The organism is Streptomyces sp. NPDC012794, assembly GCF_042901085.1.
GTDB lineage: Bacteria > Actinomycetota > Actinomycetes > Streptomycetales > Streptomycetaceae > Streptomyces.
Window position 1 is genome coordinate 1 of sequence record NZ_JBIBCI010000003.1, and the last position, 13,243, is coordinate 13,243.

13 protein-coding genes are annotated in these 13,243 nt (G+C 71.6%); 6 read left to right on the forward strand and 7 right to left on the reverse strand.

Annotated features, from left to right (window positions below):
* Nucleotides 1-203: 203 nt before the first annotated feature.
* Complete coding sequence (locus ACFY7H_RS06040) at nucleotides 204-1,787, reverse strand: Na+/H+ antiporter (RefSeq protein WP_388933782.1); 1,584 nt, start codon at nucleotides 1,785-1,787, stop codon at nucleotides 204-206.
* A 65-nt stretch (nucleotides 1,788-1,852) separates the two neighbouring features.
* Here ACFY7H_RS06040 and ACFY7H_RS06045 point away from each other — a divergent pair, with 65 nt between their 5' ends.
* The 3 genes from ACFY7H_RS06045 (at nucleotide 1,853) to ACFY7H_RS06055 (ending at nucleotide 3,823) form a co-directional block, all read left to right on the forward strand.
* A complete protein-coding gene (locus ACFY7H_RS06045) occupies nucleotides 1,853-2,113 on the forward strand; it encodes a UBP-type zinc finger domain-containing protein (RefSeq protein ID WP_388933785.1) in 261 nt (86 codons plus the stop codon).
* A 256-nt stretch (nucleotides 2,114-2,369) separates the two neighbouring features.
* Nucleotides 2,370-2,783: an anti-sigma regulatory factor gene (locus ACFY7H_RS06050; RefSeq protein ID WP_030012703.1), complete on the forward strand. Its 414-nt coding sequence runs from the start codon at nucleotides 2,370-2,372 to the stop codon at nucleotides 2,781-2,783.
* Nucleotides 2,780-3,823: an RNA polymerase sigma factor SigF gene (locus ACFY7H_RS06055; protein ID WP_388933788.1), complete on the forward strand. Its 1,044-nt coding sequence runs from the start codon at nucleotides 2,780-2,782 to the stop codon at nucleotides 3,821-3,823. The genes ACFY7H_RS06050 and ACFY7H_RS06055 overlap by 4 nt, the downstream gene beginning before the upstream one ends.
* 71 nt (nucleotides 3,824-3,894) lie before the next feature.
* Here ACFY7H_RS06055 and ACFY7H_RS06060 read toward each other — a convergent pair whose 3' ends face one another.
* A complete protein-coding gene (locus ACFY7H_RS06060) occupies nucleotides 3,895-4,338 on the reverse strand; it encodes a hypothetical protein (RefSeq protein ID WP_388933791.1) in 444 nt (147 codons plus the stop codon).
* A gap of 84 nt (nucleotides 4,339-4,422) precedes the next feature.
* On the opposite strand from ACFY7H_RS06060, the gene ACFY7H_RS06065 reads away from it, so the two are divergent.
* A complete protein-coding gene (locus ACFY7H_RS06065) occupies nucleotides 4,423-5,388 on the forward strand; it encodes a diacylglycerol/lipid kinase family protein (protein ID WP_388933793.1) in 966 nt (321 codons plus the stop codon).
* 320 nt (nucleotides 5,389-5,708) lie between these two features.
* Nucleotides 5,709-5,966 carry a WhiB family transcriptional regulator gene (locus tag ACFY7H_RS06070; protein WP_004937597.1) on the forward strand — a complete coding sequence of 86 codons (258 nt, stop codon included), beginning with the start codon at nucleotides 5,709-5,711 and terminating at the stop codon, nucleotides 5,964-5,966.
* Between the two features lie 160 nt (nucleotides 5,967-6,126).
* On the opposite strand, the gene ACFY7H_RS06075 is transcribed toward ACFY7H_RS06070, so the two are convergent.
* Entirely contained in the window at nucleotides 6,127-7,596 is a 1,470-nt protein-coding gene (locus ACFY7H_RS06075; protein WP_388933795.1) for a sensor histidine kinase, read from the reverse strand.
* A 389-nt stretch (nucleotides 7,597-7,985) separates the two neighbouring features.
* Nucleotides 7,986-8,579 (reverse strand): TetR/AcrR family transcriptional regulator, encoded by a 594-nt coding sequence (locus ACFY7H_RS06080; RefSeq protein ID WP_388933798.1) that lies wholly within the window; start codon nucleotides 8,577-8,579, stop codon nucleotides 7,986-7,988.
* A gap of 240 nt (nucleotides 8,580-8,819) precedes the next feature.
* Between ACFY7H_RS06080 and nagB the strand changes: the two genes are divergently transcribed.
* The gene (gene nagB, locus ACFY7H_RS06085; protein ID WP_388933801.1) at nucleotides 8,820-9,605 is read left to right on the forward strand and encodes a glucosamine-6-phosphate deaminase; all 786 of its coding nucleotides are present in this window, start codon (nucleotides 8,820-8,822) and stop codon (nucleotides 9,603-9,605) included.
* Between the two features lie 60 nt (nucleotides 9,606-9,665).
* Here the strand turns inward: nagB and ACFY7H_RS06090 are convergent, their stop codons facing one another.
* Genes ACFY7H_RS06090 through ACFY7H_RS06100 form a run of 3 tightly spaced genes read right to left on the reverse strand, consistent with a single transcriptional unit; the run spans nucleotide 9,666 to nucleotide 13,057 of the window.
* Complete coding sequence (locus ACFY7H_RS06090) at nucleotides 9,666-11,150, reverse strand: glycoside hydrolase family 3 protein (RefSeq protein ID WP_388933804.1); 1,485 nt, start codon at nucleotides 11,148-11,150, stop codon at nucleotides 9,666-9,668.
* A 6-nt stretch (nucleotides 11,151-11,156) separates the two neighbouring features.
* Nucleotides 11,157-11,975, reverse strand: coding sequence for a carbohydrate ABC transporter permease (locus ACFY7H_RS06095; protein ID WP_388934965.1), 819 nt, complete (start codon nucleotides 11,973-11,975; stop codon nucleotides 11,157-11,159).
* A gap of 53 nt (nucleotides 11,976-12,028) precedes the next feature.
* Complete coding sequence (locus ACFY7H_RS06100; RefSeq protein ID WP_388933807.1) at nucleotides 12,029-13,057, reverse strand: carbohydrate ABC transporter permease; 1,029 nt, start codon at nucleotides 13,055-13,057, stop codon at nucleotides 12,029-12,031.
* Nucleotides 13,058-13,243: the final 186 nt, after the last annotated feature.

Genomic DNA, 13,243 nt, shown 5'->3' on the forward strand with positions numbered 1-13,243 from the left:
CCCCCCCCCCCCCCCCCCCCCCCCCCCCCCCCCCCCCCCCCCCCCCCCCCCCCCCCCCCCCCCCCCCCCCCCCCGACCCGAAGCCACCCCACCCCAACCCCGCCAGGCCGGGCAACCACCCGGCAGGGCGTGCCGCACCCGCACCCCGGCCGGCAGGGCAACCCCGCCCACCCCCGAACCGCCCGGCCAGGGCAAGGGCACCGTCAGCCCGTCTCCTCCCGGTACGCCGCCGCCTCCTCCAGGTCCAGGCGCCGCAGCAGCGCCCTCAGCATCTCGTCGTCGATGCGGCGGCGGTCGCGGAGGGAGACGAAGACCTCGCGTTCTGCCTGGATCATCTCCCGCGCCAGCCTCCGGTAGACGTCGTCCGCCGACTCCCCCGTCACCGGGTTGACCTCCCCCAGCCGTTCCCACACCGCGTTGCGCCGCCGTTCCAGGACCGTCCGCAGCCGGTCCGCCAGCGGCGGCGGCAGGGTGCTGTTCGCCGGGTCCCGCAGCAGCTCGGCCAGCCGTTCCTCCGCCGCCCGCGAGGCCTCGCTCTGCGCCTGCGCCTCCGCGAGGGTCTCCGCCTGCGCGTCCCTCGGCGGCAGCTTCAGCACCCGGATCAGCGGCGGCAGCGTCAGCCCCTGCACCACCAGCGTGCCGATGACCGTCGTGAAGGTGAGGAAGAGGAGCAGGTTCCGGTGCGGCACCCCCATCGGCACGGAGAACGCGATCGCCAGCGAGACGACCCCCCGCATGCCGGCCCATCCCACGATCGCCGGGGACTTCCAGTCGGTGTCCGGCTCCTGGTGCCGGATCCGCTGCGACACCCACCTCGGCACGAAGGTCGCCGGGAACACCCACACGAACCGTGCCACCACCACCGCGAAGAACACCACGAGGGCGTACCAGGCCGCGGCCACCCCCTCGTACTCCCCCAGCCCCTTCAGCACCACCGGCAGCTGGAGCCCGATCAGCGCGAAGACCACCGACTCCAGCACGAAGGCCACCACCTTCCACACGGCCTCCTCCTGGAGCCGCGTCGCGAAGTCGACCTGCCAGTTCCGGTGCCCCAGGTACAGCGCGACGACGACCACCGCCAGCACCCCGGAGGCGTGCACCCGCTCCGCCGCCGCGTACGCCACGAACGGGATGAGCAGGGACAGGGTGTTCTGCAGCAGCGGTTCCCGCAGCCGCTTCCTCAGCTGGTGGATGGGCACCATCAGCAGCAGGCCCACCGCGACCCCGCCCACAGACGCGCGGAGGAACTCCTCGATCCCGCCCGCCCAGCCGGTGCTCACCCCGACCGCCGCGGTCAGCGCCACCTTGTAGGCGGTGATGGCGGTGGCGTCGTTCACCAGGGACTCGCCCTGGAGGATCGTCGTCATCCGGTTCGGCAGCCCCAGCCGCCTGGCGATCGCCGTCGCCGCGACGGCGTCGGGCGGCGCGATCACCGCGCCCAGCACCAGCGCCACCGGCAGCGACAGCCCCGGCACGACCAGGTAGGCGACGTAACCGACGGCGAGCGTCGCGAAGAGCACGTACCCCACCGACAGCAGCGCGATCGGCCGTACGTTGGCCCGCAGGTCCAGGTACGAGCTGTCCACCGCCGCCGTGTGCAGCAGCGGCGGGAGCAGCAGCGGCAGCACGATGTGCGGGTCGAGGGCGTACGAGGGCACCCCCGGTGCGTACGCCGCGACCAGACCCGCCGCGACCAGCAGCAGCGGCGCCGGCACCGGCGTGCGCCGGGCCACCCCCGCCACGGCGGCGCTGCCGGCCACCAGCGCCACCAGCGGCAATACCTCCATCGAAGATCCACCCTCCTCCGTCGTCACCGTCGTCGCGCCCGCACCCCGGCCGTAACCTGGCCATCATGAGCGAGTGCACCCACGTTGCCGAACTGCCGCGCCCCGAGCCGGTCCCGCGGGCACTGACCTGCCCGGAATGCGAAGTGCTCGGGAGCCATCCCGTACAGCTGCGGATGTGTCTCGGCTGCGGGTACGTGGCGTGCTGCGATTCCTCCCCCCACCGGCACGCGACCGCCCACCACCACGAGAGCGGCCACCCGGTGATGCGGAGCTTCGAGCCGGGCGAGACCTGGCGCTGGTGTTTCGTCGACGGTTCCCTGGTCTGAGGAGCCGGCTTGGATCATCCGGGGACGAAGGTTCGATCGCCGGGAGCGGGGTAGGTCAACCCTCCGCCGGTTCCCCACAATTGGGCCCGCAGACCTCTAGCCACTGTGCGTACTCGTAGGCTTACCATCAGTCACCGCACTTGGCGGGGTCGGCCCGGTCGCTCCAGAGCGGGCTCATGAGGGGTGCCGCGACACGATCGCCCGGATCGCGGTAGCGTCACCGGCGAACAGAGCTCGTACCACCTTGGAGGTGAGGGTGTCCCAGATCGCAGGCGAGCCCGGGACCCAGGACTTCGTGGAAGTCCGGCTGCCGGCTGCGGGTGCCTACCTGTCGGTGCTGCGAACGGCCACGGCCGGACTCGCGGCACGTTTGGACTTCACCCTCGACGAGATCGAGGACCTCCGCATCGCGGTGGACGAGGCCTGCGCGATCCTGCTCCAGCAGGCCGTGCCCGGCTCCGTCCTCAGCTGCGTCTTCCGGCTCATCGACGATTCGCTGGAAGTGACCGTCTCCGCCCCGACCACCGACGGGCGGGCGCCGGAGCGCGACACGTTCGCGTGGACGGTCCTGTCGGCCCTGGCCGGCAAGGTCGAGGCGACGGTCGAGGAGAACAGGACAGTGAGCATCAGCCTCTACAAACAGCGCGGCGCGGGACCAGGCCCGGCGTGAGCGGCGGGGAGATCCCGGTGCGGGGCGGGGATCGGCCCCGGGTGAGGCACGAGGTCGACGGCGGCATCCCGGAGCAGCAGCACGCCCGGCCGCACCCGGCTGACGCCGATGCGGAAGACGGCTTTTTGGACTCGGCGGAGCGACGGGCGGGCCCTATGAGCGAGAACCAGCACGAGCAACCACTGCCACAGGAGGCCGCGGCCCTGGAGGCCCGGACACCGGACGCCCAGGCCCCCGAGGCCCGGGCGCCGGAGGCGCCGACCGCGCCCCCGGCGGTTCCGGATCCGCGGGACCGCAGCGGCGCGCGGGCCCTGTTCTTCGAGCTGCGTCAGCTGCCCGAGGGATCACCCGAGCGGGCGGAGCTGCGCAACCGGCTGGTGCGGATGCACCTGCCGCTGGTCGAGCACCTGGCGCGGCGGTTCCGCAACCGCGGCGAGCCGCTGGACGACCTGACCCAGGTCGCGACCATCGGCCTGATCAAGTCGGTGGACCGGTTCGACCCGGACCGCGGGGTCGAGTTCTCCACCTACGCCACACCCACCGTGGTGGGCGAGATCAAGCGGCACTTCCGCGACAAGGGCTGGGCGGTACGGGTCCCCCGGCGCCTGCAGGAGCTGCGGCTCTCGCTGACCACGGCCACGGCGGAGCTGTCCCAGCAGCACGGCCGCTCCCCGACGGTGCACGAGCTGGCCGAGCGGCTCGGGATCTCCGAGGAAGAGGTGCTGGAGGGGCTGGAGTCGGCGAACGCCTACAGCACGCTCTCCCTCGACGTGCCGGACACCGACGACGAGTCGCCGGCGGTCGCGGACACCCTGGGCTCGGAGGACGAGGCGCTGGAGGGCGTCGAGTACCGGGAGTCCCTCAAGCCGCTGCTGGAGGGGCTGCCGCCGCGGGAGAAGCGAATCCTGCTGCTGCGCTTCTTCGGCAACATGACCCAGTCGCAGATCGCGCAGGAGGTCGGCATCTCGCAGATGCACGTCTCCCGGCTGCTGGCCCGCACCCTGGCCCAGCTGCGGGAGAAGCTCCTGGTCGAGGAGTAGCGGGGTCCGGGCACAAGGGCCCGGGAGAACCGGCCGGGCCCTGACCGCCCGGCCCGGCTGCCGGGTCCGGACTACCGGGACTGGTCCCCGGGCCCGATGCCCAGCGCCTCGGTCGCCGTCGGGTTCACCAGCAGCGCGGCGACCGCCATCGCGACCAGGGCCAGGGCCACCGCGGCGGCGGTCATCGCCCCGCCGGTGGTCCACAGGGTCCAGGCCACCGGCAGCGCCATCAGCTGGGTGATCAGTGCCGGGCCGCGGCTCCAGCGGCGGCCCAGGCGCAGCCCGCGCGCCGCGATCAGCGGGAGCGCGGCGAGCGCGAGCAGGGTGAGGCCGCCGGTCTCGGCCTGCTGCGGGGAGTCGGGGTCGCCGGCGATGCCGACGAACAGCATGTAGACGCCGAGCCCGGCCAGGGCCAGGCCCTCCAGCGCGGTCAGTACGGCGGCGGCGGTCAGCCGGCCCGGCAGCGCTGCGGACTCGGGGGCGGCGGGGGCTGGGGAGGTCGGCTTCTTGCTCACCCCAGCAGGGTAGCCGCGTGCCGGAGGGCCCGGACGGTACGGTCGGTATGGGGCCCATGTGGAGGGGTGGGTAGTCTGGCGCTCATGCGCGCTCTCCTCGTGGCCAACCCTGCAGCGACGACCACCAGTGCGCGCACGCGCGACGTCCTGACCCATGCCCTTGCCAGCGAGATGAAGCTGGAGGCGGTGACCACCGAGTACCGGGGCCACGCCCGCGACGTCGGGCGCAGGGCCGCGCGGGAGGGTTTCGACCTGGTCGTGGCGCTCGGCGGTGACGGCACCGTCAACGAGGTCGTCAACGGGCTCCTGCACGACGGCCCCGATCCGGAGCGGCTGCCGGGGCTGGCGGTGGTGCCGGGCGGCTCCACGAACGTGTTCGCCCGCGCGCTCGGACTGCCGAACGATTCCGTCGAGGCGACGGGCGCCCTGCTGGACGCGCTGCGGGAGAAGCGCGAGCGGACCGTGGGTCTGGGCCTGGCGGCCGGCGTCCCGGGGAGCGAGGACGAGTCCGTTCCGGAGCGCTGGTTCACCTTCTGCGCGGGCTTCGGTTTCGACGCGGGCGTGGTGGGGCGGGTCGAGCAGCAGCGGGAGCGCGGCAAGCGTTCGACGCACGCGCTGTACGTGCGGCAGCTGATGCGCCAGTTCTGGGAGGAGCCCAACCGGCGGCACGGCACGATCACGCTGGAGCGGCCCGGCGCGGATCCGGTGACGGACCTGGTGCTGTCGATAGTCTGCAACACCTCCCCCTGGACGTACTTGGGGAACCGGCCCCTGTACGCCTCTCCGGAGGCGTCGTTCGATACCGCACTTGACGTACTGGCGCTCGACCGTTTGTCAACTCCGGCCGTCGCCCGATACGCGACACAGCTCCTGACCTCGACTCCTGAGCGGGGCCCGCACGGCAAGCACGCGGTGTCCCTGCACGATCTGACCGACTTCACCTTGCATTCGAAGGTTCCGCTCCCCTTCCAGATGGACGGGGATCACCTCGGACTGCGCACCAGCGTTCGGTTCACAGGCGTACGCCGTGCACTGCGTGTGATTGTGTGAGTGGAAGGGCCTAAAGTCCTTTCAGTCGAACGTTTACACGCCAGTCCACCCCCAGGAACTAGGGCTGTGACCTAGTAGACACCGACGAATCCAAAAAAACTTTCCGGAAGGGGTTGTATCCCCGTCCGAGGTTTGCGAATCTCTACATGGCGATCGGGACAGCCCGCACAACCCGGCACCCACACAGACCGCCAGAACCCCTCCACGAATCTTCGGACCGCACCAGGCGACTGGGCGTCGGCCCTTCCCTCACGGGGGGATTCGTGAAAGCGTTCACATTCACAAGCAACCTGCCCGCAATACAAGGAGATGGAGCAGCCATGGACTGGCGTCACAACGCCGTTTGCCGCGAGGAAGACCCCGAGCTCTTCTTCCCCATCGGCAACACCGGTCCTGCGCTGCTGCAGATCGAGGAAGCCAAGGCCGTCTGCCGCCGCTGCCCCGTCATGGAGCAGTGCCTGCAGTGGGCGCTCGAGTCCGGTCAGGACTCCGGCGTCTGGGGCGGTCTCAGCGAGGACGAGCGCCGCGCCATGAAGCGCCGCGCCGCTCGCAATCGGGCGCGTAACGCCACCGCCTGACATCGACTTTCGAGCCTCGAGCCGCAGCGCGTAGTAACCGTATAAGCGCTCAGCAACGTGCTCTCGAGCCCCGGACCGGGAACCATCGGTCCGGGGCTCAGTGCTGTGCCGCCACAGCGCGGCCGAACGGCCCGTCACGGTGGGTGACGGGCCGTCGGCGTCACTTCTGCGGGCTGGCGGGGATGTCGAGGACGACCCTGGTGCCGCGCGGCTCGGCCCGGACCATGTCGAAGGCGCCTCCCAGCTCGCCCTCCACGAGGGTCCGTACGATCTGCAGCCCGAGGTTGCCGGCCCGCTGGGGGTCGAAGCCCTCGGGCAAGCCGCAGCCGTCGTCGACCACGGTGATCAGCAGCCGGGAGTCCTCGCGGCCGGTGCCGGACCGGCTCGCCGACACCTCCACGGTGCCGCCCTCCCCCTGGGTGAAGGCGTGCTCCAGGGCGTTCTGCAGGATCTCGGTCAGCACCATCGACAGCGGAGTGGCCACCTCCGCGTCCAGGATCCCGAACCGGCCGAGGCGCCGGCACTGCACCCTGCCGGGCGAGATCTCGGCGACCATCGCGATGACGCGGTCGGCGATCTCGTCGAACTCGACCCGCTCGTCGAGGTTCTGAGACAGGGTCTCGTGCACGATCGCGATCGAACCGACGCGGCGCACCGCCTCGTTGAGCGCCTCGCGGGCCTGGGGCGAATCCATGCGGCGGCCCTGGAGCCGCAAGAGGGCGGCCACGGTCTGGAGGTTGTTCTTGACCCGGTGGTGGATCTCCCGGATGGTGGCGTCCTTGGTGATCAGTTCACGTTCGCGACGGCGCAGTTCGGTGACGTCGCGGCACAGGACGAGGGATCCGATCCGGGTGCCCTTGGGCTTGAGCGGGATGGCGCGCAGCTGGATGACCCCGCCGTTGCCCTCGACCTCGGTCTCGCGCGGGGCCCAGCCGCTGGCGAGCTTGACGAGGGCCTCGTCCACCGGCCCCCGGGAGGGGGCGAGTTCGGCGGTGGTGGTGCCCAGGTCCTGGCCGACCAGGTCGGCGGCGAGACCGAGGCGGTGGTAGGCGGAGAGGGCGTTGGGGGACGCGTACGTCACCACGCCGTCGGCGTCGAGCCGGATCAGACCGTCCCCGACGCGCGGGGAGGCGTCCATGTCGACCTGCTGTCCCGGGAAGGGGAAGGCGCCCGCGGCGATCATCTGGGCGAGGTCCGAGGCGGACTGGAGGTAGGTCAGCTCCAGCCGGCTCGGTGTACGCACAGTGAGCAGGTTGGTGTTGCGGGCGATCACGCCCAGGACGCGGCCCTCGCGGCGGACGGGGATCGACTCGACGCGGACGGGTACCTCCTCGCGCCACTCCGGGTCGCCCTCGCGCACGATCCGGCCCTCGTCGAGGGCGGCGTCGAGCAGCGGGCGGCGGCCGCGCGGGACGAGGTGGCCGACCATGTCGTCCTGGTAGGAGGTGGGGCCGGTGTTGGGCCGCATCTGCGCGACGGAGACGTACCGGGTGCCGTCGAGGGTGGGGACCCAGAGCACGAGGTCGGCGAAGGAGAGGTCGGAGAGCAGCTGCCACTCCGAGACCAGCAGGTGCAGCCACTCCAGTTCGGCTTCACTGAGAGCGGTGTGCTGGCGTACGAGGTCGTTCATGGAGGGCACCTTGCGAGCGTACCCCGGGTACGGGGATGACTTTCCCCACCGCGAATACTCAGGAGTATCCAGAAGGGGCACAGTCCGCGTACTGTTGGAGGAAGTGACGGGTCTGCAGACCCCTCCATTGGATGGACAGGACAGATTGGTCTAGTCCAGAATGGTTCCAGACTTCCGCCCTCCCCGCACAGGAGGACGGATCGAGGTGGCCGCGCGTTCTGCCCTGACCGCGTAGGCGCCTTGCAACGGCCGCCGGGCACCGCACACCCTACGGCCGTGAGTACTCCGGGCTACGGTGCCGGGTGGGCTGAGGGTCCCACCCCGGCACCGTGGCCCAGAGGAATCCCCCTCGGCGGGACCCCCCTCGTGCGGATCCTCCTCCGGCGACGCTAACGCGGCCAGGCCATCAGCGCCCGCTCCGCGACCGCCTCCAGCTCTTCGCGGCTCGCCCCGTCGCACGACTGCTGGGACATTCCCTGGAGCACCGCCCCGGCGAAGCGTGCCAGCGCCCGCGCGTCCGTACCGGCGGGCAGCTCGCCGCTCGCGACGTCGGCCTCGATCCGGCGCTCGAACAGCTCCAGGTTGGCGTTGCGGCGCTCACGCAGGGCATCGGCCACGTCCCGCGCGGTGGTGTTGGCGGCCGCGCTGATCACCATGCAGCCCGGCGGGTGGGCGGGGTCGGTGTAGATCCCGGCCGCCTCCCGCAGGATGCGGCCGATGGCCGCGCGGGCGGTGGGCTCCTCGGCGAGCGCCACGTCCGCGAAGTGCCCGTACCGGCTGCCGTAGGCCAGTACGGCCTCGTCGAAGAGCTTGCGCTTGTCGCCGAAGGCCGCGTACAGGCTGGGGGCGCCGATGCCCAGGTTGCGCGTCAGGTCCGCGATGGACGTGGCCTCGTAGCCCTGATCCCAGAAGGTCAGCATCGCCTTGTCGAGGGCTGCCGCCCGGTCGAAGGAGCGGGGCCTGCCGCGCTGTCCTGTCACCATGCGCCGCATTCTATAGCGGCCGCTAGGGAATCCGTACGGTATCCGGCCCCGGCCGCCGCCCGTGACCGGCGCCGCCTCCCCGGTTCCGGGCGGGTGGGCACGGGAGCGGGGGCGCCCGGAGGGCATCGGGACCACCATGGAAGAGGGGGCGGAGGGCCGCCTTCCGCGGGCGGGCTCTGCTAGATTGGTCTATACCACAAGCGACCATCCCTTCCTCCCTCTCAGATCGGCAGGCCCAGCGTGGAAGTTGTCATCGTCCCGGACGCCAAGGCAGGCGGCGCGCTCATCGCGGAGGCCGTGGCCGCCCTGGTCCGCCGCAAGCCCGACGCCCTGCTGGGCGTGGCGACCGGCTCCACCCCGCTGCCCGTCTACGAAGCCCTCGCGGCCAAGGTCAGGGCCGGCGAGGTCGACGCCTCCCGGGCCCGGATATGCCAGCTCGACGAGTACGTCGGCCTGCCGGCCGGACACCCGGAGTCCTACCGCGCGGTCGTGCTCCGGGAGGTCGTCGAGCCCCTCGGCCTGACCGAGGCCTCCTTCATGGGCCCCGACGGCTCCGCCGACGACGTCCAGGCGGCCTGCGAGGCGTACGACCGGGCCCTCGCCGCGGCCGGCGGTGTGGACCTCCAGCTGCTGGGGATCGGCACCGACGGGCACATCGGCTTCAACGAGCCCTGCTCCTCGCTGGCCTCCCGCACCCGCATCAAGACGCTGACCGAGCAGACCCGCGTGGACAACGCGCGCTTCTTCGACGACGACCTGGAGCAGGTGCCGCACCACGTCATCACCCAGGGCATCGGCACCATCCTCGACGCCCGCCACCTGATCCTGCTGGCCACCGGCGAGGGCAAGGCCGAGGCGGTCGCCCAGACCGTCGAGGGCCCGCTGTCCGCGCTGGTCCCGGCCTCCGCGCTCCAGCTGCACCGGCACGCGACCGTCGTCGTGGACGAGGCGGCCGCCTCGAAGCTGAAGCTGGCGGACTACTTCCGCCACACCTACGCCAACAAGCCCTCCTGGCAGGGCCTGTAACACCGGACGGCAAACGAGAAGGCCGGGCCCCCCTCCTCGGGGGCCCGGCCTTCTCGCGTCTCAGCCGCGCCCGGCGATGACCTCGGCCGCCGCCCGTCCGCACACGCGGGAGGCCCCGTGCGTGGCGATGTACAGCGCCCCGCGCGGCTCGGCACGCGGCAGGCCCATCTCCACGACCACGGTGTCCGGCCTGGCCTCGACCAGCGCGTCCAGGACCTGCGTCATCCACGGGTGCCGGTGCGCGTCGCGGACCACCGCGACGACGGTGCGGTCCCCCGCGGCCGCCAGTACGTCGGCGGCGGCGCAGCCCTCGGGGTAGACGCCCGAGCCGGTCCCCGGGACCAGCCCGGCCAGCTCCGCGGCCACCCCCCAGGGGGTCTCGTCGCCCACCGCGATGTTCGCGACGGGCGCGAGCGTGGCGACGTACGGGGCGCGGACCGGGGCCGCCCGGCCCGATACGGCCAGCGCGCGGCGGGCCGCGGTCAGGCCGATGCCGGACGCGCCGCTCCCCTCCCGCGGCGCGTCCGGCCGGGACCGGCGGGTCCACTCGGCGAGGGCGCGCACCCGTGCGGCGGCGTCGGCGAGCCGCTCCTGCGGGAGCACGCCCTCGCGTACGGCGGCGACCAGCGCGTCGCGCAGGCGCAGCACGGTCGCCTCGTCGGCGAGGCCCCCGCCGACGCAGATGGCGTCGGCGCCGGCCGCGATGGCGAGCACCGAGCCGCGTTCGATGCCGTACGTCCCGGCGATGGCGTTCATCTCCATGCCGTCGGTGACGATGAGGCCCTCGTAGCCCAGCTCCTTGCGCAGCAGACCGGTGAGGATCTGCGGGCTGAGGGTGGCGGGGCGGGTGGGGTCGAGGGCGGGCACCAGGATGTGGGCGCTCATCACGGCCTTGGTGCCGGCCTCCATGGCCGCCTTGAACGGGATCAGCTCGCGGGCCTGGAGGGTGTCCAGGTCCACGTCGATGCGGGGCAGCGCGTGGTGCGAGTCGACGTTGGTGTCGCCGTGGCCCGGGAAGTGCTTGGTGCAGGCGGCGACGCCGGCGGCCTGGAGGCCCTCGACGTACGCGGCGGTGTGCCGGGCGGCGAGGGCGGTGTCGGCGCCGAAGGAGCGGACGCCGATGACCGGGTTGGCGGGGTTGGAGTTGACGTCCGCGGAGGGGGCCCAGTTGAGGTTGACGCCGCATTCGGCGAGGCGGCGGCCCAGCTCGCGGGCGACCTCGCGGGTCAGCGCGGTGTCGTCGACGGTGCCGAGGGCCAGGTTGCCGGGGAAGGACGAGCCGTCCCGGACCTCCAGGCGGGTGACGTCGCCGCCCTCCTCGTCGATGGCGACGAGTACGTCGTCCCGTACCGCCCTCAGCTGCGCGGTGAGCGCGGCGAGCTGCTCGGGCGAGGCGATGTTGCGGCCGAACAGGCCGACCGCGGTGAGGCCCTCGCCGACCTGGCGCAGCAGCCAGGCGGGGGCGGTGGTGCCCTCGAAGCCGGGCTGGAGCACGGCGAGCGCGTCGCGGGTCAGGGTGTCCGGGCGGTGCGCAAGGACAGTCATGGGCCGTTATCCCTTCACGGCGCCGGAGGTCATGCCGCCGACGGCCTTGCGCTGGAGGAAGATGAAGATCACCAGGACGGGGATCGCGAAGATCGAGGACGCGGCCATGGTGGCGCCCCAGTCGTTGCCGAAGGCGGTCTTGAACTGGGTCAGCCACAGCGGCAGGGTCTGGGCGGACTTGTCCTTGTTCAGGATCAGGACCATCGCGAACTCGTTCCAGGCGGTGATGAAGCCGAAGAGCGAGGTGGACATCAGGCCGGGGGCCAGCAGCGGGAAGATCACCTTGCGGAAGGCCTGGCCCCGGGTGCAGCCGTCGATCTGGGCGGCCTCCTCCAGGGTCACCGGGACGGCGGCGATGAAGCCGCGCAGGGTCCAGATGGTGAAGGGGAGGACCATCACGAAGTAGACGGCGGTGAGCAGGCCGATGCTGTTCAGCATCTCGGCGTCGCGGGCGATCATGTACATCGCGATGACCATGACCTCCCAGGGGGCCATCTGCGCCATCATCACGCCGAGGAGGAGGCCCTTGCGGCCCTTGAACTTCATGCGGGCGATGGCGAAGCTCGCCGCGAGGGCGACCAGCAGGGCCAGCAGGACGGCGCCCACGGTGACCACGAGGCTGTTGGTGACGTACGTCCAGAAGCCGTCGACGCCGGTGGCCTTGCCGAAGTTGTCGAGCGTCGGGGTGAAGACGAAGACCGGGTCCTTGGTGAGGATCTCGCCGTTCGGCTTGAGGGCCGAGGAGAACATCCAGTAGACCGGGAAGACGAAGACCAGCGCCAGGAGCAGCGCGCCGAGGTTCTTGGCGACGGTCGCGGGGCGCAGCGGCCGGCGGGTGCGGAGCCGCTGCGCGGGCTCGTTCGGGGCGGCGGTGGTGCTCACTGTTCCTCCTCCTGCTTCAGGATCAGGCGGAAGTAGAAGGACATGACGACCAGCAGGATCAGGATCGTCAGGACGGAGATCGCGGCGGCGAGGCCGTAGTGGGCCTGGCTCTGGCCCTCGACATAGGCGAAGACCGGGAGGATCTCGGAGGCGCGGTCGGGGCCGCCCTTGTTCATCGCGTAGACCTGGGTGAAGGCCTTGAAGACCCAGATCACCTCGAGGAAGGTGGTGACCAGGAAGAAGGGCTTCAGGTTGGGGAAGACGACCTTCCAGAAGGTCTGCCAGCCGTTGGCGCCGTCCATGCGGGCGGCCTCGTACAGCTCGGCGCCGACCGTGGTGAGGCCGGCGTACATGTTGAGGGCGACGAAGGGGATGGAGCCCCAGACCACCAGGAGCGTGACGATCGTCAGGGTGGACAGGCCGGTCTCGAACCAGTTGTGCTGTTCGTAGCCGGAGAAGCCGATCGTGCGCATCACCCAGTTCATGACGCCGAACTGCTCGTCGAACAGCCAGTAGAAGACCTGGACGGAGGCGACGATGGGCATGGCCCAGGCCATCACCAGCGCCATCGACAGGACCAGGCGCATCCACTTGCCGAGCCGGTTGAGCAGGATGCCGATGAGGCTGCCGATCACCATGATCAGCACGACGTTGGCGAAGGTGAAGACGAAGCTGCGGACGACGACGGTCCAGAAGTTCGTGTCGCCGAGCAGCTGGGTGTAGTTCTCCAGTCCCGCGAAGGGGTACTTCCGCTGGATGAACTCGATCTTGTTGATGTCCTGGAAGGACAGGATCACGTTCTTGATCAGCGGGTACAGCAGCAGGAGCGCGATGGCCGCCACGGCGGGCAGCACCAGCAGGTAGGGCACCCATCCCGAGGGGAGGGGCCTTCTGCCCCCGCGAGGAGACGTATCACCGGGGCCGGGGCCGGTCTTGGCGGTGGGCGCCTTCGGCGGCCGTCCGGCGGACTTGTGTGGTGCGTCCTGTGGAGCGCTGGTCGCCGCTCCCTGGGAGTGCACGGTCATGGGCTTGGCTTCCTCGCGGTTGACTGTGGAGTCAAATGCGCGACCGGGGGCGGGGGGGGGGGGGGGGGCCCCCCCCCCCCCCCCCCCGGGGGGGGCCGCGCGGGGGGGGGGGGGGGGCGGCCGGGGGGGGGGGGGGGGGGGGTTTTTTTGGTTGGGGGTTTTATTTTTCGCGGGCCCCCCCCCCCG

Excerpts from the sequence above, each read along its gene's own strand:
- ACFY7H_RS06040 (WP_388933782.1), bottom strand. The coding sequence starts at position 1,787 with ATGGAGGTATTGCCGCTGGTGGCGCTGGTGGCCGGCAGCGCCGCCGTG.
- ACFY7H_RS06045 (WP_388933785.1), top strand. The coding sequence starts at position 1,853 with ATGAGCGAGTGCACCCACGTTGCCGAACTGCCGCGCCCCGAGCCGGTC.
- ACFY7H_RS06065 (WP_388933793.1), top strand. The coding sequence starts at position 4,423 with ATGCGCGCTCTCCTCGTGGCCAACCCTGCAGCGACGACCACCAGTGCG.
- ACFY7H_RS06070 (WP_004937597.1), top strand. The coding sequence starts at position 5,709 with ATGGACTGGCGTCACAACGCCGTTTGCCGCGAGGAAGACCCCGAGCTC.
- ACFY7H_RS06075 (WP_388933795.1), bottom strand. The coding sequence starts at position 7,596 with ATGAACGACCTCGTACGCCAGCACACCGCTCTCAGTGAAGCCGAACTG.
- ACFY7H_RS06080 (WP_388933798.1), bottom strand. The coding sequence starts at position 8,579 with ATGGTGACAGGACAGCGCGGCAGGCCCCGCTCCTTCGACCGGGCGGCA.
- ACFY7H_RS06090 (WP_388933804.1), bottom strand. The coding sequence starts at position 11,150 with ATGACTGTCCTTGCGCACCGCCCGGACACCCTGACCCGCGACGCGCTC.
- ACFY7H_RS06100 (WP_388933807.1), bottom strand. The coding sequence starts at position 13,057 with ATGACCGTGCACTCCCAGGGAGCGGCGACCAGCGCTCCACAGGACGCA.